This window comes from Rhizorhabdus wittichii (assembly GCF_017607425.1).
GTDB classification, from domain to species: Bacteria; Pseudomonadota; Alphaproteobacteria; order Sphingomonadales; family Sphingomonadaceae; genus Rhizorhabdus; species Rhizorhabdus wittichii.
Genome location: NZ_CP059319.1, coordinates 2,167,171 through 2,186,981 on the forward strand (window position 1 = coordinate 2,167,171; position 19,811 = coordinate 2,186,981).

The following is a 19,811-nucleotide window of genomic DNA, read 5'->3' on the forward strand; positions in this document are numbered from 1 at the left end:
GCGCTCAGGGGAAGCCGGGCTTGCCCTCGCGATCCGCGAGGATCGCGCCCGCATCCTCGAAGGTCGCCTCGCTCAGCGAGGCATGCTGGGTGACGACCATCGTGTCGCGGACGATATGCTGGAGGCGATGGCTCTTGTGGATCGCGGCGATGCCGGCGACGCGATAGGCCGCCTGCGCCACCTGCGCGCAAGCATGGGCGGCATGGGTCGCGCTGAGCCGCAGCAGGGTCTTCTCCGCGACCGTCGGCGCGTCGCCGGCGACCAGCCGGTCCCACGCCTGTTCCGCCATCTCGTAGAAGAAGGACCGCGCGGCGCGCCATTCGGCCTCGCCCCGCGCCAGCGCGGTGCGGAAATAGCCGCGATCGCCGAGCTGCGCGGCGCCCGGCATGATCTTCGCCCCGCCCGCCATACCGGCGAGCAGGTCGAGCGCGGCGCGGGCCAGGCCGATGTTGCACACGGCATGGACCTGCGCCTGGTAGCTCAGCGCCGGATAGCGGAACAGCGGCTCGTCGATGCCGCTCGCCGCGCCACGCTCGCAGGTCCATGGCTCGGCGTAGAATTTGTCGGTGACGCGGGTGTCGTGGCTGCCGGTCCCCTGCATGCCGACGACGTCCCAATTCTCGACGATCTCGACCTCGGCGGCGGGAGCGACCGCCATCCGCGTCACGGGGACGCCGCCGTCGGCCGTGCCGGTCGCGATGCCGACGCCGATCCAGTCCGCTCCCATGCAGCCGCTCGCGAAGCGCCAGCGCCCGGAGACGATCCAGCCGCCCTCGGCCGGCAGCGCCGGCTGCAACGGATAGAGACCGCCGGCGAACACCTGATCGGGGCCGTCGCGATAGATGATGCGCTGCGTCTCGACCGGCAGCGCCGCCAGATAGGTGTTGGCCGAGCCGAACGCCGCCACCCACGCCGCCGAGCCGTCGACCGTCGCGATCGCCTCGACCATCCGCAGGAAGTCGGCGGGCGGCAGCGCGTCGCCGCCGAACAGCTTCGGCGTGCTGGCGCGGAAGATGCCCGCGCGCTTCATGTCGGCGACCAGGTCGCGCGGCACATGGCGCCCCGCGTCGATCTCGTCGCGGCGGGCGGCGATCCGGTCGAGCAGTTCGGACAGCGGCAGGCGCATATCGGTCATGTCAGGCTCCCGCCACGGGGGTTATCTGGTCGAAGATGTCGTCGGCGAAGGTCGCGGGCGCGGGATAGCCGATCTTGCTGTGGCTCAGCCCGAGGTCGAGCATGGTCTCGCAGGCCTTGTAGGCGGCGAGGCCCGGATTGACGACCGGACAGGGCAGCGCCGCCGCGAGCCGGGCATGGACCTGGTACATGGTCGTCGACCCGAGGATGACGACGTCGGCGCCGTCCCGCTCGATCGCGGCGAGCGCCTGTTCCCTGAGGCGGCCGAACACGACCTCCTCCTTGCCCGACAGCAGCGCCTGGGTGTCGGGCGACATGTCGATATGGCGGATCGAGGCGAGGCGGCCGTTCAGGCCGTAGCGCGCGACATTCTCCTCGAGGCGCCGCGCCCAGGGCGCCCACATGGTGACGACGGAGAATTTCCGCCCGAGCTGCTGGGCGAGCGCGAACGACGCCTGCGCCGCGCCGACCACCGGGATCGTCAGGCGCGACCGGAGCGCCGCCAGGCCGCTGTCGCTCATCGAGAAGCTGCACACCGCCGCATAGCCCTCCTCCTCGGCCCGCGCCCCCGCCGCGAGGACGAAGGCGGCGGCGAGCGTCGCGTCATGGTCGCTGTCCATCAGCGGCCCGCCGGCCCGGCAGCCGACGAAATCGATCGTCAGGCCGGGCTTGCGCACCGTCTCGGGAATCTGCGCGGCGAAGCGCTGCGCCGCGTCCGACGACAGCGGGACGGGCAGGATGAACTTCAATTTCACGGTCATGGCGGAACGGCCTCTCGCGGTAGCTGCAATTCTGGTATGCCAAATATGCCAAATCGTCAACAAGGGCGGTTGCGCGAGCGTCCGATTGCTATCATTCGGTGGGGCGGGAGACGTTCCATGGTGAAGAAGGGCCACGCCCGATCCGAATCGCTGCGCGCGCAGGTCTACGGCAAGCTCCGGTCGGGCCTGCGTCGGGGCGGGCTGGGCACGCAGCAGGTCGCGACCGAACGCGACCTGGCCGCCGAACTGGGGGTGTCGCGGACGCCGATCCGGGAGGCTCTCGCCCTCCTCGTCCATGACGGGCTGGTCGTCCCGACGACCAAGGGCTTCACCCTGCCCAGCATCACCGGCGAGGATGTCGCCGACATCTACGAGCTGCGGCGGCTGTTGGAGCCCCATGCGCTGCGGACCAGCATCGACCATCTCTCGCCCGCCGACCGCAAGGCGCTGCGCCGGGCGCTCGACGAGCAGGTCGAGGCGCGGCGCGACGGCGACACCGAAGGCTTCATCGCCGCCAACTCGGCCTTCCGCGTCGCCTGGACGTCGCGGATCGCCAATGAGCGCATTCGGGACCTGATTGACCATTATGACGACCACATCGTCGCGCTGCGCGAGCTGACGCTGTCGGACCCGGACACCCAGGATATCGTCATCGCCGGGCTCGGCCAGATCCTCGACCGGCTCGACGAGGGGGAGGCGGCGGGGGCCGCGCAGGCGATGGAGCGCCATCTGACCGCCGCCGAAGCCGCCCTCAAACGAGCGCTACGCGAGAAAGCCTAGTGTCTTTACTGATGTGATCAAATCACGCCGGTTTCTTCATCTTTCCGTCATTCCCGCGAAAGCGGGAATGACGAGGGTGGCCGGAAGGGGCCTAGCTCACACCTTCCCTATCCACGCCGCGACGCCGGCCAGGCCGTCGAACTCGTCGAGCGCACGGGCATCGAAGCGCGACTGGCCGCGCGCCATCGCCGCGAGGCTTTGTCCGGGTCCCAACTCGATAAGCCTCCGCACGCCGCGCTCGTACAGCGCGTCGAGCACGGCGTTCCAGTCGATCGTCGTCGCGATCTGCCCGGCGAGGCTTGCCACATCGGGCGCGACCGCCCGGTGGAGACGCGGTCCCGTCGCCGACATCAGCGCCCGACGCGGGCGACGAACCGGGATCGCACGGGCCCGATCGAGGAAATCATCGGCGGCGGCGGCAAGCCGCGAGGTGTGCGACGCGACATGGACGGGCATCGGCGCGGCCCGCAACGCCCCGCCGGCCAGCGCCGCTTCGCACAAGGCCGTGAGATCGGCGGTGGCGCCGCCGAGGATGGTGAGGCGGTCCGGGTTGACGATCGCGATCTCGCAGCCGAAGCGGGCGGCGAGCGCCTCGATCCGGTCCAGCGGCAGCCCCCGCACATAAGCGAGGCCGTCGTCGGCCCCGCTGGCGGCGTCCATCGCCCGGGCACGTCCATCGGCGAGGTCGAGCGTCTCGGACGGCGACCAGAGGCCCGCGACACCCCACGCCGCGAGTTCGCCGACGCTGTATCCGGCGACGATCGCGTCCGGCGGCAACACCTCGTCCAGCACCGCCACCGCCGCGAGCGCGCGGGCGACGCACAGCAACTGCCCGGTCCGGTTCGCGAACAGCTCGGCATCGGACAGGCGATCGAGGTGGGACAGCGAATCCCAGCCGAGCCGGGCAGCGGCGGCCGCGAGCACCGGCCGCGCCGCCGGCTCACCGGCAAACATCGCGAACATCCCTCGCTCCTGCCGCCCCTGCCCCGAGCACAGAACGGCCAGGCTCATCCGCCGTGTCGCTCGACGAACAGGGCCATCGCCAGCAGGTCGGCGCATCCGCCGGGGCTGAGCCGCCGTCCGGTGAAGCGCCGATGGATCGCCGCCGCGCGGTCGCGCCAGTCGGGATGCTCCACCCCGCCCCCGGCGAGGAAGCCCGCCGCCTCGGCCTGCGCGAAGGCCAGCCCCTCGCGGCCGCCGCGATAGAGGAGGTTGCTGTCCTCGACCGCCGCGATCAGCGCCATGCAGGCCTGCACCCGCGCGGCCTCCTCATCGGTGCCCCGGGCGCGGGCCTGCGCGAGGGCCGGCAGCGCGATCCCATAGACCGAAGGCATCCCCGCCGCCGCCTCCGCGCGGGCGCCGCCGGCACCGAAGCGGCGGGCGACCTGCACGCCATGGCTGTGCAGCTCGACCGGCCCGGCCCATATCTCCGCCCCCCAGCGCGCCGCGACGATCGCGCCCAACGACTGCGGCGCCCCGTAGCGCGTGCGAAAGCCGGCCGCCGCCGCGAGTAGGCCCATGCCGAAGATCGCGCCGCGATGCGTGTTGACGCCCCCCGTCGCGACGCGCATCGCGGCTTCGGCGGCGATGCCGATCGAGCGCAGCGGCCCCATCGCCGCGCCGGCCGCGCCCGCCGCCGCCAGCCGCGCGAAAAAGGGTTCGAGGCAGGCGGCGCTGCGGTGGAGAAGCGCCGCGTCCATGTCGCGATGCGCGCCAGTGTCGACATGGCTGACCAGGCCGGGCTTCGGCCATGTCTCGACTTCGAGGACCAGCGCCTCGCGCGCCTGCCGGCCGATCGCATCGAACAGCTCGTCCACCCGCCCGCGTAACGCCAGCCCTGTCATGGAAAGACTTCTTCCCGCCGTGCGAGACGAACGCCGTCGATCGCCTTCACCGCGACCTGCGCGGCGGCGGAGGCCCATTCGCGCCACTGGACCGCCTCGCCCGACGGCGCGACCAGCTCGCCGTCGATCGCCGGGCCCTCCTCCGCGCCGATCGCGGCAAGGCGCGCGGCAGCGGCATCGGCCTCGCGGACCGACGCGCAGGGCAGCAGCAGGTCGAGGTCGGAGCCAGGGGAGAGATAGGCGAGCCCGGTCAGATGCTGCCAGGCGAGGCTGCCGAAGCAGCGCGCCTCGGGAAAGGCCGCGAGCAGCGCGCCGATCCGCTGCGCCCAGCCCGGTGGCGCGACGGCGGCGGCATCGGCCAGCAAGGGCGGCGGCACGATCGCGGCCATCGCCTCGGGGGCCACGGCCAGCGCCAGCCGCGCCTTGCCCAAGGCGGGAGGAAGCGGCAGGCCGATCGGGACCCGATCGCCCCGGTCCGCGCAGGCCGGCCGCCGCGCGATGAAGGGCCGCCCCTGCGCCACCCAATCCGCCAGCGACACTTCGGGAGCGGCGGCGACACCCTCGATCCGCGCGCCCGACCGGAGATGGACGAGGTCGTGGCGGCGCAGGACGGGCATCTCAGCCATGCGTCTCGGCCAGGCGCTGCACCTCGCGCGCGATATCGGCTGCCTTCGGCCGCCCGCCGCGCTCCTTGCCCCACAGCGCACGGCGATCGTCGGTCGCCGCGCCGGCCAGCAGCGCGGCCAACCGACCCGCGAGCGAAGGCCCGTCCTCCCATATCTCGGCGATAGCGCCGGTCGCGTGGAGATTGGCCAGCCCCGGCGCGAAGACGGCGGTCGTCTTCGCCTTTTCCTCCAACAGGTCGAGCGGCAGCTTGGTCACCCGCGCGATCGACGGCAGGTCCATCACCTCGGGATAGGCCTGCGGCAACGCCACCAGCACGTCGCAGGCGAGCGCCGTCGCGATGAAGGCCCCCGCCGCGCTGCCGCCGTAGAGCAGGCCGACGGTGCGATGGCCACGGACCTGCGCCAGCCGGAGCAGCTTGGCGAGATGGGCGAGCGTCTCGTTCAGGCCCAGAAGCTCGTCGCGGCGGCTCATCCGCTGGCTGCCCGAATCGAGCAGGAGGAGGATCGGGACGTCGCCGCCGCCGTCGATGATCGAGAGGACATCCGCCGCAAGGGCCAGCGCCTCGTCGACGCCGGGGGAGGTCTTGTCCGCGATGCCGATGACGTGGATCGACCGGTCGCCCTCGATCCGCGCCGCCCCCCGGATCAGCCCGTCCCGCTCGGCGACGGCGTGGCCGGCGGGGAACAATGCGGCGAGGATGTCAGCGAGCGCCATCGGCCGCCTCCCGATGCTGCCGCGCCGCCGCCAGAAAGGCCGCATCGTCCAGGTCGGGAATGGCCCGGGGGTCCGCGATGCCGAGCCTCTCCCACACGTCATGGCCGTCGCGCAGGCCCGACAGGCGGGCGATGCGCCGTTCGAGCCGCTCCTGCTCCGCCCGCATCACGGCGAGGTCGAGATCGGCCGGCCGCGCCAGCGCCTGCAACGCGCCGTCGCGGAACGCCCGCGCATCGTCGTCGACGAAGATGTCGGCGCCGCCGATCAGGTAGCGATGCTTGCCGCCCATCACCCGCCAGACCAGCGCGCGGTCGCGCGAATCGAACTCCTCGACGCCGCGATTGGTCTCGATCACCTCGGGTCCCGAGACGCCGATCCTGCCCTGTTCGGAGATGACGAGCGTCGAGCAGCATCCGGCGATCAGCCCTCCGCCGCCATAGCATCCGGCGCGGCCGCCGATCAGGCCGACGACGCGCGCGCCGGCCAGCCGCGCCTCGACGATCGCGCGCATCACCTCGGCGATCGCGATCTCGCCGGCATTCGCCTCCTGAAGGCGGACGCCGCCGGTATCGAGCACGATCACCACGTCGCGGCGCAGCGTGGCGGCGGCGCGCAACAGGCCGGTCAGCTTGGCGCCATGGACCTCGCCGAACGCCCCGCCCATGAACCGCCCCTCCTGCGCGGCGACGAGGACCGGCGCGCCGTCGATGCGACCGGCGCCGACGACGATGCCGTCGTCGAACTGGCGCGGCAGATCGAACAACGGCAGGTGGGGACTCCATTCGCGCCGCTCGGGTCCCAGATATTCCGTGAAGCTGCCCTGGTCGAGCAGCGCGCCGATCCGCGCCCGCGCGCCGGCCTCATACCAGCTCAGCCGGTCCTGCCCCGCCATCATGCCTCCTCCGCCTCGATGACGCGGACGGCCTGCGCCAGCCGCAGCGTCACCGTATCCGGCCGCGCGCCGCCGTCGTTGATCGACAGATGGAGCCCGCCCGCGTCGCGCCGCTCGACGAAGTCGGCGATGACGGCGCTCCACAGCGCGTCGAAGCCGCGAACCGGGGTGAATATCTCGACGGTGCAGCGATCCGCCGGTCCCTTCCGTTCGGCCAGCACCTCCAGATTGCCCGACGCGACGACGCCGACCAGCGCCATCGGCCGCGTGCCCGATGCCGCGCGCGGCGCGGCGAGATCATAGTGAAGCCTCTGCATCGCGTTCCTCACCAATTCCGGAAGCGGCTGGGGGGCCGGTAGAGGCCGTCCGAGGCGCGCATCAGGTCCTTGATCGAATGGGCCGCGAGCATCGCGCGGTCGGCATCGAGCGGGTCGATGCCGAGGTCCTCGGGTCGCTGGATGACCTTGCGCTCGCGCAGCCGCTCGACCAGGGCGCGATCGCGGCCGCGGCCGACCTCGGTATAGCCGGCGACGCCGCGGATGGCGTGCTCGCGCTCGTCCGCGTCCCGGCACAGCAGCAGGTTGGCGATGCCCTCCTCGGTCACGATATGGGTGACGTCGTCGCCGTAAACCATCACCGGCGCGAGATCGAGGTCGAGCCGCTCGGCGAGGTCGAGCGCGGACAGCCGCTCGACGAACATCGGCACATTGCCGTCGCCGAAGCTCTCGCCGATCTGGATGATCAGCTTGCGTCCCCGCCGCAGCGCCGGCGGGCCGTCGGGATCGGCCTCGCGGCCCGCGCGCAGCCAGGGCTCGCTCGGGTGCCGCCGCCCGCGCGCGTCCGATCCCATGTTCGGCGCACCGCCGAAGCCGGCGATCCGGCTCGGCGTCACCGTCGAGCTGTGCCCGGCCAGGTCGATCTGGAGCGTCGAGCCGATGAAGGCGTCGCAGGCATAGAGCCCCGCCGTCTGGCAGAAGGCGCGGTTCGACCGCAGCGACCCGTCCGCGCCGGTGAAGAAGATGTCGGGCCGCGCGCGGACATAGTCCTCCATGCCGACTTCCGACCCGAAGCAGTGGATGCGCTCGACCCAGCCGCTCTCGATCGCGGGGATCAGCGTCGGGTGCGGGTTGAGCGCCCAATGGGTGCAGACCTTCCCCCTCAGCCCCAGCTTCTCGCCATAGGTCGGCAGCAGCAGCTCGATCGCGGCGGTGTTGAAGCCGATGCCGTGGTTGAGCCGCCGGATGCCATAGGGCTGGTAGAGCCCCTTGATCGCCAGCATCGCGGTCAGGATCTGGGTCTCGGTGATCGCCGCCGGATCGCGGGTGAACAGCGGCTCGACGAAGAAGGGCTTGCCGGCGTCGACGACGAAATGGACCTGATCGGCGGGGATGTCGACGCGGGGCACCCGGTCGACGATCTCGCCGACCTGGACGATGACGAGGCCGTTGCCGAAGCTGGTCGCCTCGACGATCGTCGGCGTGTCCTCGGTATTGGGGCCGGTGTAGAGATTGCCGTCGCGGTCCGCGCTCACCGCCGCGATGCAGGCGACCTGCGGCGTGAGATCGATGAAATAGCGGGCGAACAGTTCGAGATAGGTGTGGATCGCGCCCAGCTCGATCTGCCCGCCGAACAGCATCCGCGCGATGCGGGCCGATTGCGGCCCGGCATAGGAGAAGTCGAGCCGGCGGGCGACGCCACTCTCGAACAGGTCGAGATGCTCGGGCAGCACCACCCCCGACTGGACCATGTGCAGGCCGTTCACCCGGACGGGGTCGACCGACGCCAGCGCCTTCGCGATCACGTCCGCCTGCTTCTGGTTGTCGCCTTCGAGGCAGACCCGGTCGCCCGGTCGCAGCACCGCTTCCAGGAACGGCACGAGGTCGGCGGCGGCCACCAGCTTGCCGCGCGCGAAACGCCCTCCCGCCTCCAGGCGCGCTTCAAGCTCACGGCGTCCGCTCTTCCAGTCCCGCATGGCATCCGTCCAGGGAATCGATGAGAGCAGCTTGTATTCCACAATCGCTAAAATTCAAGTTTGCGCATACACAAAAGCGATATATTGGGTTTTATAGAGAATGATCACAGGATTTATCCGCGTCATGCATGCAGGAACGATCCCGCGACAGGAGAGGTGGCGATGACGATATCGGGGGTTGCCCTGCTGGCGATCAGCACGCTGCTGGGCATGGTGCTCGGCGACGTGCTGGGCGCGCTGCTCGGCGTGAAGGCCAATGTCGGCGGGGTGGGCATCGCGATGATCCTGCTGATCGCCGCGCGCCTCTGGCTGCAGCGGCACGGCCTGCTCACGACCGGGGTGAAGCGCGGGGTCGAGTTCTGGGGATCGCTCTACATTCCGATCGTCGTCGCGATGGCCGCCCAGCAGAACGTCCTCGCGGCGGTCGAAAGCGGCCCGATGGTGATCATCGCCGGCACCGGCGCGGTCGCGATCTGCTTCGCCAGCGTCGCATTGATCAGCCGGCTGGGCGGCCGCACCGAGACGATGGACGAGATCGAGGCCCGCGAGCGCGCGGCGTCCGCCGCGCTGGAGAGCCAGGCATGAACGCGCTCTCCCACGCCCTGATCGACAACGGGCTGCTGACTGCCTTCGCGGTGGTCGGCATCGTCATGTGGCTGTCCAACAGCCTGTCGAAGCGCCTCACCTTCGGCCGCATCCACGGATCGGCGATCGCGATCATCCTCGGCCTCGCCGCCGCCTTCGTGGCCGGTCTCTGGACCCATGGCCAGAAGGGCGTCGCCGACCTGCCGGTGCTGGCCGGCATCGGCCTGATGGGCGGGGCGATGCTCCGCGACTTCGCGATCACCGCCACCGCCTTCGAGGTCGACGTCGCCCATGCGAAGAAGGCCGGGCTGGTCGGCGCCGCGGCGCTCGGCCTCGGCACCATATTGCCGTTCATCGTCGGCGTGCTGGTCGCGGCGGCGTTCGGTTATCGGGACGCGGTGTCGCTGACGACGATCGGCGCCGGCGCGGTCACCTATATCGTCGGCCCGGTCACCGGCGCGGCGCTCGGCGCCAGTTCGCCGGTCATCGCCCTGTCGATCGCGACCGGCGTGTTCAAGGCGGTGCTGGTGATGATCGGCACGCCGATGGTCGCGCACATGATCGGGCTCGACAATCCGCGCTCGGCGATGGTGTTCGGCGGGCTGATGGGAACGGTCAGCGGCGTTTCGGGCGGCCTCGCCGCGACCGACCGCCGCCTCGTCCCCTATGGCGCGCTGACCGCGACCTTCCACACCGGCCTCGGCTGCCTGGTGGCGCCGTCGCTGCTGTACCTCGCGGTGCGGGCGATCGTGGGAGGCTGATGACCATGACCGTCGACGACACCGCCCCCGCCCTGCTGTCCGACCGCATCCGCAACGCCCTGACCGACGAGATCGCGCGCGGCGAGCTGGCGGCGGGAACCCAGCTCGACGAACAGCAGCTCGGCGACCGCTTCGGCGCGTCGCGCACCCCGGTCCGCGAGGCGCTCCGCCAGCTTGCGGTCAGCGGGCTGGTCGAGCTCCGCCCCCGGCGCGGCGTGGTCGTGACCCGGCTGACGCCCGGACGGATCATGGACATGTTCGAGGCGATGGCCGAGATCGAGGCGATGTGCGTGCGGATGGCGACCAACCGCATGTCGCCGCTCGAACGCAGCCGGCTCATCCAGCTCCACGACAACTCGGCGGGCTTCGTCGCGGCGGGCGACGTCGACGCCTATGACGCGTTCAACCGCGAGTTCCATGAGCTGCTCTACCGCGCGACGCACAACGAGGTGCTGGTCGAGCAGGCGATCGCGATCCGCACCCGCCTCACCGCCTTCCGCCGCACCCAGCTTCGCCAGGGCAACCGGATCATTCGATCGCGCGAGGAGCATGACGGCGTCATGGCCGCGATCGCCGAAGGCGACGGCGACACCGCCGCCCGCCGCATGCGCGCCCATATGCTCAACGCCGCCAGCGCCTTGGAACGCTATATCGCCGATCATGCGAACGGCTGATGCCGGGCCCCTGTCGCGACGGCGGCAGCAGAGGCCCGGCCACACGCCGGCCTAAAGCTTGTAGCCTAGCGTCAGGCCGTAAGTGCGCGGCGGGATCAGCGCTCCCAGCACGGGGAAGCCGAACATCCCCGACGAGACATAGGTCTGGGCGATCGCCTTGGTGTTCCCGATGTTGCGGACATAGGCCTCGACCGACCAGCCCGCTTCGCTCTCGATCCGCGCCAGCGCCGAGCCCACGCCATAGCCGTCCTGCGCGACGATCGGATTGTTGAAGGGCGTGAAATATTGCAGCCCGATGCGGTTGTAATCGCCGCGCAGCGTCAGCGTGTAGTCCCCGACGTCCCACTTCCCCTGCGCGAACAGGGCGTAGGAGATCTTCGGCGCCTGGGTCAGCCGGTTGCCCGACAGGTCCTGGGGCCCAGCCGCGACGTTGATCGGATCGATGCTGAGGAAGTCCTTATATTTGGCATCGAGATAGGAGAGGTTGCCGCCGAAGCTGAAGCCGCGGACGGGTTCGGCGATCAGCTCCGCCTCGATCCCGTCGACCTTGGCCGCCGCCGCATTCTCGACGAGCGTGCTCTGCCCACGGACCTGCGACACCTGGAGATTGCTATAGTCGTAGTGGAAGCCGATCAGGTTGGCCTTGAGCCGCCCGTCGAAGGTCGTGGTCTTCACGCCGGCTTCGTAGCTCTTGATCTTCTCGGGCCGGAAAGCCGCCTGGGCGACGCCTATATTGTAGCCGCCGCTCTTGAAGCCCTGGCTATAGGTGAAATAGGCGAAGACCGACGGGTTCAGGCGCAGCTCGGCGGTCGCGCTGGGCGTGAAGCCGGAGAAGCTGTCGCTGGTCGATCGCGGAAAGGGCGGGATCGGGATGATCGGCGCGCCCGGCACATAGGGCCGCGAGAAATCGAACTGGAAGACGTCGGAGATGCTCTTCTTCTCCCAGTTGTAGCGGCCGCCCGCGGTCAGCTTGAGCCAGTCGGTCGCATCGAAGGTGACCCGCGCATAGGCCGAGAAGGACTCGGTCTTGAGGTCGCCGATCGACAGGAAGGCCTGGCGCAGGCTGAACGGGCCGCCGGCCACCACCGAATTGATCGGAATCTCCGAGCCGGCCCCGTCGTTCTTCTCATGGAAGTAGAGCGCGCCGACCAGCCAGGCGAAGCGATCGACCTCGCCGTCGAGCTGCACTTCCTGGCTGAACTGCTTCGCATTCTCGAACAGCTTGTCATAGGCGAGCTGAACGCTCGTCCCGTCGATGTCGGTCAGGTAGAAGCCCTTGAACTTGCGGTAGGAGGTGATCGACCGGAGCTTCGCCCAGTCGGCGTCGAAGCTGATCTCCTCGGTGATCCCCCAGGACCGGGTCCGCGCCTTCGGGTCGACGTCGCTGTAGATGTCGCGGCTGTTCCGAGCGGCAAGGCCGCCCAGCTTCAGGCCCAGCACCGGCACATTGGGGTTGCCCTGGTTGAAATAATGGAGGCCGAACGCATTGTCGGACTCGCGGAAATAATCGACCGTGGTCAGCAGCTCGAGCCTGTCGCTCGGCCGCCAGGCGATCGCGCCGCGCAACGCCACCTCGCGCTTGTCGTCGATGTCCTTGCCGGTGACCAGGTTCTTGCCATAGCCGTCGCGATGCTCGAAATGCCCGGCGATCCGCGCGGTGAGCGTCTCCGCGATCGGCCCGGAGATCGCGCCGTCGAGGGTGACGGCATTGTAATTGCCATAGCCCGCCCGGACATAGCCCTCCAGCCTGTCGGTCGGCTTGCGGCTGACCACGCTGACCGCGCCGCCGGTGGCGTTGCGGCCGTAGAGCGTGCCCTGCGGCCCCTTCAGGACCTCGACGCGATCGACGTCGAACATCCCGCCGAGCTGCGCGCCCGGCCGGGCGATATAGACCCCGTCCTGGTAGAAGGCGACGCGCGGGTCCTGGCCGGCGGTGACGACGTCCGAACCGATGCCGCGGACGGCGATGTGCGCCTGCCCGATCGTCTGCCCGAACGACACGCTGGGCACCGCGGCGGCGAGATCCTGGATGTCGGAGATGCCGCGCGCCTGCAGTTCCTCGCCCGAAATGGCGGCCACCGCCGCCGGCGTCTTCTGCAAGGTGGTCTCGCGGCGCAGCGCCGTCACCACGATATCGCCGGTCGCGCCGCTCGACGCGGCGTCGTCCACCGCCCGGCCCGCTTCGGAAGCCGCCTGCTCGGCCTGGGCGCTTCCCGCGCTCAGGGCGACGCCCGCCAGCAGCATCCACTTGGTCACAACAGATTTTCTCATGATACCCTCCCCAGATATTTTTCTTGCCGACACGCAGAAAATTACAAGAAAAACGAAAGATTCTTCGCGTTCAACGTCGCCTGATCGATGATGATCTTGCGCCAGAAAATCTCGAACCCGCGCTCGGTCCGGCGGATCTTGTCCTCTCTCCGGCCGATGATTATTTCCCCGGCGTCGTCCATGCGGGAACGGTGGACCAATATCTTGCTCCGCACCGTGGATGTCGCGCCGACCTCGTCCTTGCCCAGTTCCTCGACCCGGATGTTCGTCACCATATGGGTGACCCGCGACAGCGGCTCCTCGGCCCAGTGGATCTTGGTCAGCACCTGCCCCACCCGCGCTTCGAGGGTCGCGCGGTTGTCGTCGATCCAGGCGATCTCCCGCGACCCGGTCATGTCGTTGAAGCGCTCGGAGAAGGGCAGGTTCTTCCGAATGGGCACCCAATAGCGAATGTCTTCGGAGAAGAAGCCGAGCCAGTCCTCGAACTGCCGCGCATCTATCGCGTCCGCTTCCGCGTAGAGGAAATCCTCTATCGCCTTGATGCGAACGATCCTGTCGACGTTATATTCGCCCACGCCTGCCTCCGGTATATCGACGTCCATCATTCCGCCGCCATCAGTTCGGCCCAGCGCCGGTAGAAGCCCATATTGTTGTGCTCGGTCAGCCAATACTTGCTGACCGGTCCCGGGATGTAGGGGTCCGCGAAATTGCCGGTGTCAGCGACATAGCTGAACGGCGCATCCTGGGCGGCGTGGACCGCCGCCCCTTCGGAGGCGTAGCCCCAATTCTCCATGTCGTCCTGCTCGGTCATTCCGCCGGGGCCGCTGTAGGAAACATAGTAGCGGCGCAGGAAATCCTTGGCCTCCTCGGGCGCGTCCTTGTCGACGAAGTACATCCGCCAGGCCTGCGACGTGCGCGGACCGTTGGGATGGGCCATCAGCAGCACCCGCGGCTGCTGGACGTGGAAACCGGCGTTCGGGAAGATGTTGCCGAGCACCAGCGGCGATCCCGCCTTCTCGCCCAGCCGGTCGAGCCGCCGACGCCAGCAATCCTCGAAATATTCGGAGGTGATCTTCGACATCGAATAATGGCCGCGCGGCTGGGTGACGTCGATCCTCTCGTAGATCAGGCCATGGCCGTTCGGCGTATAGGTCAGGAACAGCTCGCCGAGCGGGTCGCGCCGGCCGACGCCGCTGCGCGGACCGATGCGGGCGAGGTCGGTCGACTGGTGGCTGATGTTGTGCAGCGGATCGCCGCCGGAATTCTCCGAGACGAATTTCCAGTTGCACGGCACGTTCCATTTCTGGACGCCGCCCAGCACCTCGATCTCGCCGTCGCCGCCGTCCCAGGCGCCGAGGCCGTACCAGAGCGATTCCTTGATATCGCCCAGATAGTCCTCGAAATCGGGGGCCTCCGGATTCCAGGTCGCCCAGATCGTCCCCCGGAAGCTGGCGATCCTCGCCACCTGGATCAGCCCCCACTCCTTGCGATCGAAGCTGGCGGGATAGCTGCCCTGGCGCTCGGGAACGCCCTGGAGGTCGCCGTTCAGGTCGTAGGACCAGCCATGATAGGGGCAGTAGAAGCGCTTGGTGTTGCCCTCGTCATAGCGGCAGACGCGCATGCCCTTGTGCCGGCAGGTGTTGAGGAAGGCGTGGGGCTTGCCGTCGCGGCCCCGGGACAGGATCACCTGATCCTCCCCCATCCGCGTCAGGAAGAAGTCGCCGATCTCTGGAATCTGGCTCTCATGTCCGATCAGCAGCCAGCATTTGCGGAACAGTCTTTCCAGTTCCTGGCGGTAAATCTCCTCGTCGTGGAAGATGGAGCGGCTCACCCTGTTGTTGGTGGCATCCACGAAATCCGTCATGCTTCTCATCGTCTTTTCCCGATCTAGGGCACAATATTGGGCAGCTCGAGCTTCATGAGCTCCGCGCCCGGCAACGAAATGCCGATCTGCTTCGCGAACCGCAGGCTGTTCTCCAGATCCTTGGAGTAGAGCGGGAGAGCATGGGGAGCCATTTTGATCTCCCCCCAGGTCTCGGCGATCCAGCTCCGCGCCAGTCCGCCCGCGACCGCCCGCTTCACCATCTCGGCGCTCAGCCCGCCGGCGGTTCCCAGCCGGACCGCTTCGGCCATCGCCATGATGTTGCCGATGATCGCGACCTGATGCGCGAGCTTGGCGAGGGTCGCCGTCCCGGCCGGTCCGGTCCGCAGGATATTGGGGCCGGACAGCTCGAACAGCGGCTGGCAACGATCGAGCGCCGCCTCCTCGCCGCCCACCATGAACGACATGGTGCGCGCCCGCGCGCCCTGCGCCCCGCCGCTGACCGGCGCGTCGACCAGCACGACGCCCCGGTCGCGCGTCGCCTTGGCGGCCTCCGCGATCGTATCGGTGCTCACCGAGCTGTGGAGCACGACGATCAGGCCGGGCCGCGCCGATGCCAGCACGCCATCCTCGCCGGTGAGCACGTCGCGGACCTGCTGGTCGGAGACGACGCAGATCATGACGACCTCGCACGCCGCGCCCAGCTCGGCCGGGGAGGCCGCGACCGTGCCGCCCCGATCGCGCAGCTCGTCGAGCGGCTCGGGCCGGACGTCGAAACCGTGCAGCTCGTGCCCGCCGTCCAGAAGGTTGAGCGCCAGCGGCAGTCCCTGCACGCCCAGGCCGATGAAGCCGATCCGCATGTCAGCGCCCCGCCTTTTGCAGGCGAAGCCCGGAACCCGGCAGGAAGCGCGCGTCTTCGGCCACGCTCTCCGCACCGGGGCGAAGAGCGGCAATGCCCTTGATGGTCATGATAGCTACTCGGTTATTGTTGGTTCGGAAGCTGCGGCGACGGAGTCACCGCACGGCATGTCCAAGTCGGATCTCGTCATCGATGAAAAGACCGCCCCGGCTTTCGGGGATGTCTTCATCGCTCATCAACAAGATGCATCCCCTCGTCTCGATTTCTTGCATCTTTCCTCGCCCCGGAAGCGGGCGGCGAGAAATAGATTGTTGGGATGCAGGGTATCACCACCATCGATTTCAACTTTGCCACCCCATATGCTTGTTCAAAATGGGGACGATCCGGCGCCCGCGGCATGGACGATCCCGCCAAACAGAAGAGAGGGAGGGGTCGAAGATGAATGCACCCGCAAAGGACGCGACCGCGCTTTTCGTCGCGCCGGGGCTGGAGGATGCGCCGCTCAACCAATGGTGGGTTGCGGCATCGCGCGAGGAGGTCGGCCGCGCGCCGCTGTCGCGCCAGATCCTCGGCCGCTCGGTCGTCCTGTACCGCACCGAGGCCGGCGAGGTCACCGCCCTGCCCGATCGCTGCCCGCACCGCTTCATGCCGCTGTCGCAGGGCTGGCTGATCGGCGACCGGCTGCGCTGCGCCTATCACGGCTTCGAGTTCGGCCCCGACGGCCGCTGCGCGCACATCCCGTCGCAGGGCGTCGTGCCCGGTACGATGCGGATCAGGCCCTATCCGGTCGTCGAGCATGGCCTGTGGGTGTGGATCTGGCCGGGCGATCCCGAGCTGGCCGACCCCGCGCTCCTGCCGCCCAATTATTCCCGGCCGGGCTATGACAGCTTCGTGCATTTCCAGGCGTCGGTGAAATGCCACTTCCTCAAGCTGCAGGAGAATCTGCTCGACAGCACCCATCCGACCTTCCTGCACGAGGGGATGTTCGACGACGGCGAGCTCGCCAACTCCCCGCAGAAGGTGGAGGCGGACGAGCGGTTCATCCGGCTGACGCGCGAGACGCAGCCGCAGCTGCCCAACGAGATGACGGCGCAGAGCTTCAGCCTGCCGCGCGACCAGCGCGCGGTCCGCGCCGTGATCTGCGAGGGCCATGCCCCGTCGAGGAACGTCGTGATCACCCGCTTCACCTTCCCCGACCGGCCCGACGCGCCACCGCACGAGCTGATCTCGGAGCTTCCGGTGACGCCGGCCAACGGCAAGCTCTGCTACCAGTGGTGGGCCTCGATCTCCTCCTATCCGCTGCGCGACACCGACGGGATGACGACGATCTTCCGCCATGCGATGAACCAGGACATCGTCGCGCTCGAACTGATCGAGGACCGCATCGCCGAGGGCGACCCGGCCGCGATCGAGATCAGCGTCCGCGCCGACGAGGCCGCGCTCCGCTGGCGCCGGATGGTCCGCGGCATGGCGCAGGCCGGGCCGGCCGCGACGGCCGGAGCGACGCTGCGCGCGTCCGAAGCCTGAGCCGATGGACAAGGGGGGCAGCGAGGGCAGCTACGACTATATCGTCGTCGGCGGCGGGAGTTCGGGCTGCGTGACCGCCGGCCGGCTCGTCCGGGAACAGGGCGCCCGCGTCCTGCTGCTCGAAGCCGGCGGCGACGACGACGATCCGCTGATCCGGATGCCGGCGGGCACGTTCAAGATGATGCTGGGCGGAAGCCCGCACATCAAATCCTACCAGTCCAGCCCCCAGCCGCATCTCGCCGGGCGCGTCGTCCCGATCCCGCAGGGCAACGTCATCGGCGGCGGCAGCTCGGTGAACGTCATGGCCTATATGCGGGGCTGCGAGGAGGATTATGCGCGCTGGGACCAGGCGATCGGCGGCGGCTGGTCCTGGGCGGACATGCTGCCCCATTTCCGGCGGCAGGAGGGCAATGTCCGCCTCGACGACGAAAGCCATGGCAGCGACGGCCCGCTCAAGGTCTCCGATCCGCCCTACAAGGTCAGCGCGACGAGCTATTTCCTGCGGACGATGCAGAAGCGCGGCCTCCCCTTCCGCCACGACTTCAACGCCGGCAAGCTGGTCGGCGTCGGCTATCTCCAGACGACGATGGACGGGCCGAGGCGGTGCAGCGCGGCCGACGCCTTCCTCGCCCCCTGCCGCGACGATCCCCGCCTGACGATCGCGACCAACGCCGTCGCGACCCGCGTCAGGGTGGAGGACGGCAGGGCGGTCGGCGTCGAATATCGGCACAAGGGCCGGCCCTGCTTCGCCGCCGCGACCCGGCAGGTGATCCTGACCGCCGGGGCGCTCGCCACGCCCAAGCTGCTGATGCTGTCCGGGATCGGCGATGCCGACCATCTCCGCGCGCACGGCATCGATCCCATCGTCGACCTGCCCGGCGTCGGGCAGAATCTGCAGGACCATGTGGTCGTGCGCCTCACCACGGCCACCAACGGCGCGTTCGGCTATTTCGGCCAGGATCGCGGCTTCCGGATGATCGTCAACGGCCTGCGCTACCTGCTGTTCAAGGACGGGCCGGTGTCGTCGAACGGCGCGGAGTGCATCGGCTTCGCCAGTCTCGACGCGCCCGACGGCGCCGCCGACACCCAGCTCTACTGCCTGGGGATCATGTGGCCGTCCGCTTATTCCGGGCCGGTGACGCACGGCGTGACGCTGATGGCCAGCCTGACCCAGCCGCGCTCGCGCGGCAGCGTGCGGCTCCGCTCGTCCGATCCGTTCGACGATCCGATCGTCGACCTCAACTGGCTGAGCGAGCAGGCCGACGCCGACCTGCTGGTCAAGGGCCTGCGCTACCTGCGGCAGATCGCGGGCAGCGAGCCGCTCGCCTCGATCATCGCCGAGGAGCGCGCGCCCGGCCCACTCCTCCAGTCGGACGACGACCTCGAACGCTATGTCCGCGAGACGGCCGAGAGCGCCTATCATCCGGTCGGCACCTGCCGCGCGGGAAAGGACGGCGATCCGATGGCGGTGCTGACCCCCGACCTGCGGGTTCGCGGCGTCGATGGCCTGCGGGTGTTCGACGCGTCGATGATGCCCAATATCGTCTCGGCCAACACCAACGCGGTCGTCATGGCGGCCGCCGATCGCGGCGTCGACCTGATGATGGGTCGCGCGGGTCAGTTCAGGAGAGGAAGCCCTGCACCGTCTCCTGGAGCAGGCCCTTGAACCAGCTATGGCCGGCGTCCTGGTCGTTGCGCTGGTGCCAGAACAGCCGCTCCTCGATCGTCGGCATCTCCACCGGCACCGGCAGCGTCCGCACATTGTAGCGGTCGCCGTGGAGCTGGGCGAGGTGGAGGGGGACGATCGCCACCATGTCGGTGTGGCTCACCGTGTCCAGGGTGAGCTGGAAATTGGGGAGCCAGGCGCGGATCTGGGGCTGCTTCGGCTGCTGCCGCCACATCTGCTCGCTGATGCCGGCGATGACGTTGCCGAACCGGGTCTCGATATAGGGCAGCTCGCAGAGCTGGTCGAAGGTCACGGCGTCGCCGACGCGGCTGTTCTGCCGCGACGTCACCAGCACGAACGCGTCGGTGAACAGGTCGAGCGAGGACAGCGAGCTGTCGAGATTGACCTCGTCCGACAGGATCCGGGCGGAGATGGTGATCGCGAAATCGAGCTGGCCGTCGACCAGGCGATGGACCGTATCCGTCGCGAGATCCTCGAACTGGACGCTGATGTTGGGCGCGATCCTCTCGATCCGGCACAGCAGCGGCGCAGCAAGGATGTCGCTGCAGAAAGTGGTCGCGCCGATCCGGAACACCCGCCGCGCGGTCGCCGGGTCGAACTCCTCGGGCTTGTCGGTCAGGTCGCGGACCTTGATCAATATCTCCCTGACCGGATCGGCGAGCGCCCGCCCCCGCACCGTCAGCTCCATCCGGCGCCCGACCCGTTCGAGCAGCGGATCGGAGAAATGCCAGCGCAGCTTCTGGAGCGCGGCGCTCATCCCCGGCTGGGAGATGTTGATCCGCTCGGCGGCGCGGGTGACGTTCTTCTCCGTGAAAAGGGCATCGAGCGCGATCAGCAGGTTGAGATCGAGTCCCCTCAGATGCATCCCCGATAATCCTTTCCGCCGGGCCGACCATTTTTC

The 19,811-nt window shown here is 69.1% G+C and carries 20 protein-coding genes; 6 read left to right on the plus strand and 14 right to left on the minus strand.

Features of this window, described 5'->3' with window-relative positions; translation table 11 throughout:
- Nucleotides 1-4 precede the first annotated feature (4 nt).
- A complete protein-coding gene (locus HRJ34_RS10265; protein ID WP_208634013.1) occupies nucleotides 5-1,135 on the minus strand; it encodes an acyl-CoA dehydrogenase family protein in 1,131 nt (376 codons plus the stop codon).
- Nucleotide 1,136: 1 nt separating this feature from the next.
- Nucleotides 1,137-1,895, minus strand: a complete 759-nt coding sequence (locus HRJ34_RS10270; protein WP_012050472.1) for an aspartate/glutamate racemase family protein — start codon at nucleotides 1,893-1,895, stop codon at nucleotides 1,137-1,139.
- 117 nt (nucleotides 1,896-2,012) lie between these two features.
- Between HRJ34_RS10270 and HRJ34_RS10275 the strand changes: the two genes are divergently transcribed.
- Complete coding sequence (locus HRJ34_RS10275; protein ID WP_012050471.1) at nucleotides 2,013-2,675, plus strand: GntR family transcriptional regulator; 663 nt, start codon at nucleotides 2,013-2,015, stop codon at nucleotides 2,673-2,675.
- A 96-nt stretch (nucleotides 2,676-2,771) separates the two neighbouring features.
- Here HRJ34_RS10275 and HRJ34_RS10280 read toward each other — a convergent pair whose 3' ends face one another.
- Genes HRJ34_RS10280 through mdcA form a run of 7 tightly spaced genes read right to left on the minus strand, consistent with a single transcriptional unit; the run spans nucleotide 2,772 to nucleotide 8,724 of the window.
- Nucleotides 2,772-3,734, minus strand: a complete 963-nt coding sequence (locus tag HRJ34_RS10280; protein WP_319025637.1) for an acyltransferase domain-containing protein — start codon at nucleotides 3,732-3,734, stop codon at nucleotides 2,772-2,774.
- A complete protein-coding gene (mdcB, locus tag HRJ34_RS10285) occupies nucleotides 3,683-4,519 on the minus strand; it encodes a triphosphoribosyl-dephospho-CoA synthase MdcB (RefSeq protein WP_208634015.1) in 837 nt (278 codons plus the stop codon). The genes HRJ34_RS10280 and mdcB overlap by 52 nt, the downstream gene beginning before the upstream one ends.
- Nucleotides 4,516-5,145, minus strand: a complete 630-nt coding sequence (gene mdcG / locus HRJ34_RS10290; protein WP_208634016.1) for a malonate decarboxylase holo-[acyl-carrier-protein] synthase — start codon at nucleotides 5,143-5,145, stop codon at nucleotides 4,516-4,518. The genes mdcB and mdcG overlap by 4 nt, the downstream gene beginning before the upstream one ends.
- Nucleotides 5,138-5,860 (minus strand): biotin-independent malonate decarboxylase subunit gamma, encoded by a 723-nt coding sequence (locus HRJ34_RS10295; RefSeq protein WP_208634017.1) that lies wholly within the window; start codon nucleotides 5,858-5,860, stop codon nucleotides 5,138-5,140. Before HRJ34_RS10295 ends, mdcG begins: the two co-directional genes overlap by 8 nt.
- Nucleotides 5,847-6,752: a biotin-independent malonate decarboxylase subunit beta gene (locus HRJ34_RS10300; protein ID WP_226949135.1), complete on the minus strand. Its 906-nt coding sequence runs from the start codon at nucleotides 6,750-6,752 to the stop codon at nucleotides 5,847-5,849. Before HRJ34_RS10300 ends, HRJ34_RS10295 begins: the two co-directional genes overlap by 14 nt.
- Nucleotides 6,752-7,069 (minus strand): malonate decarboxylase acyl carrier protein, encoded by a 318-nt coding sequence (gene mdcC, locus HRJ34_RS10305; protein ID WP_029992481.1) that lies wholly within the window; start codon nucleotides 7,067-7,069, stop codon nucleotides 6,752-6,754. Before mdcC ends, HRJ34_RS10300 begins: the two co-directional genes overlap by 1 nt.
- Nucleotides 7,070-7,077: 8 nt before the next feature.
- Complete coding sequence (gene mdcA / locus HRJ34_RS10310; RefSeq protein WP_208634019.1) at nucleotides 7,078-8,724, minus strand: malonate decarboxylase subunit alpha; 1,647 nt, start codon at nucleotides 8,722-8,724, stop codon at nucleotides 7,078-7,080.
- Nucleotides 8,725-8,886: 162 nt separating this feature from the next.
- Here mdcA and madL point away from each other — a divergent pair, with 162 nt between their 5' ends.
- From madL to HRJ34_RS10325, 3 genes are read left to right on the plus strand one after another with little or no spacing between them, the layout of a single operon-like run.
- Nucleotides 8,887-9,309: a malonate transporter subunit MadL gene (gene madL, locus HRJ34_RS10315; protein ID WP_208634020.1), complete on the plus strand. Its 423-nt coding sequence runs from the start codon at nucleotides 8,887-8,889 to the stop codon at nucleotides 9,307-9,309.
- Nucleotides 9,306-10,070, plus strand: a complete 765-nt coding sequence (madM, locus tag HRJ34_RS10320) for a malonate transporter subunit MadM (protein ID WP_012050462.1) — start codon at nucleotides 9,306-9,308, stop codon at nucleotides 10,068-10,070. Before madL ends, madM begins: the two co-directional genes overlap by 4 nt.
- Nucleotides 10,070-10,744, plus strand: a complete 675-nt coding sequence (locus HRJ34_RS10325; protein ID WP_226949136.1) for a GntR family transcriptional regulator — start codon at nucleotides 10,070-10,072, stop codon at nucleotides 10,742-10,744. Before madM ends, HRJ34_RS10325 begins: the two co-directional genes overlap by 1 nt.
- A gap of 51 nt (nucleotides 10,745-10,795) precedes the next feature.
- On the opposite strand, the gene HRJ34_RS10330 is transcribed toward HRJ34_RS10325, so the two are convergent.
- From HRJ34_RS10330 to HRJ34_RS10345, 4 genes are read right to left on the minus strand one after another with little or no spacing between them, the layout of a single operon-like run.
- Nucleotides 10,796-13,015, minus strand: a complete 2,220-nt coding sequence (locus HRJ34_RS10330) for a TonB-dependent receptor (protein WP_208634021.1) — start codon at nucleotides 13,013-13,015, stop codon at nucleotides 10,796-10,798.
- Between the two features lie 41 nt (nucleotides 13,016-13,056).
- Entirely contained in the window at nucleotides 13,057-13,590 is a 534-nt protein-coding gene (locus HRJ34_RS10335) for an aromatic-ring-hydroxylating dioxygenase subunit beta (RefSeq protein ID WP_226949137.1), read from the minus strand.
- Between the two features lie 26 nt (nucleotides 13,591-13,616).
- Nucleotides 13,617-14,888: an aromatic ring-hydroxylating oxygenase subunit alpha gene (locus HRJ34_RS10340; protein ID WP_012050458.1), complete on the minus strand. Its 1,272-nt coding sequence runs from the start codon at nucleotides 14,886-14,888 to the stop codon at nucleotides 13,617-13,619.
- A 14-nt stretch (nucleotides 14,889-14,902) separates the two neighbouring features.
- Nucleotides 14,903-15,697 (minus strand): NAD(P)-dependent oxidoreductase, encoded by a 795-nt coding sequence (locus HRJ34_RS10345; RefSeq protein WP_208634022.1) that lies wholly within the window; start codon nucleotides 15,695-15,697, stop codon nucleotides 14,903-14,905.
- A 437-nt stretch (nucleotides 15,698-16,134) separates the two neighbouring features.
- Between HRJ34_RS10345 and HRJ34_RS10350 the strand changes: the two genes are divergently transcribed.
- A complete protein-coding gene (locus tag HRJ34_RS10350; protein ID WP_208634023.1) occupies nucleotides 16,135-17,223 on the plus strand; it encodes an aromatic ring-hydroxylating dioxygenase subunit alpha in 1,089 nt (362 codons plus the stop codon).
- Between the two features lie 4 nt (nucleotides 17,224-17,227).
- Nucleotides 17,228-18,889 carry a GMC family oxidoreductase gene (locus tag HRJ34_RS10355; RefSeq protein ID WP_208634024.1) on the plus strand — a complete coding sequence of 554 codons (1,662 nt, stop codon included), beginning with the start codon at nucleotides 17,228-17,230 and terminating at the stop codon, nucleotides 18,887-18,889.
- Here the strand turns inward: HRJ34_RS10355 and HRJ34_RS10360 are convergent.
- A complete protein-coding gene (locus HRJ34_RS10360) occupies nucleotides 18,846-19,775 on the minus strand; it encodes a LysR substrate-binding domain-containing protein (RefSeq protein ID WP_012050454.1) in 930 nt (309 codons plus the stop codon). The two genes, HRJ34_RS10355 and HRJ34_RS10360, sit on opposite strands and share 44 nt — an antisense overlap.
- Nucleotides 19,776-19,811: the final 36 nt, after the last annotated feature.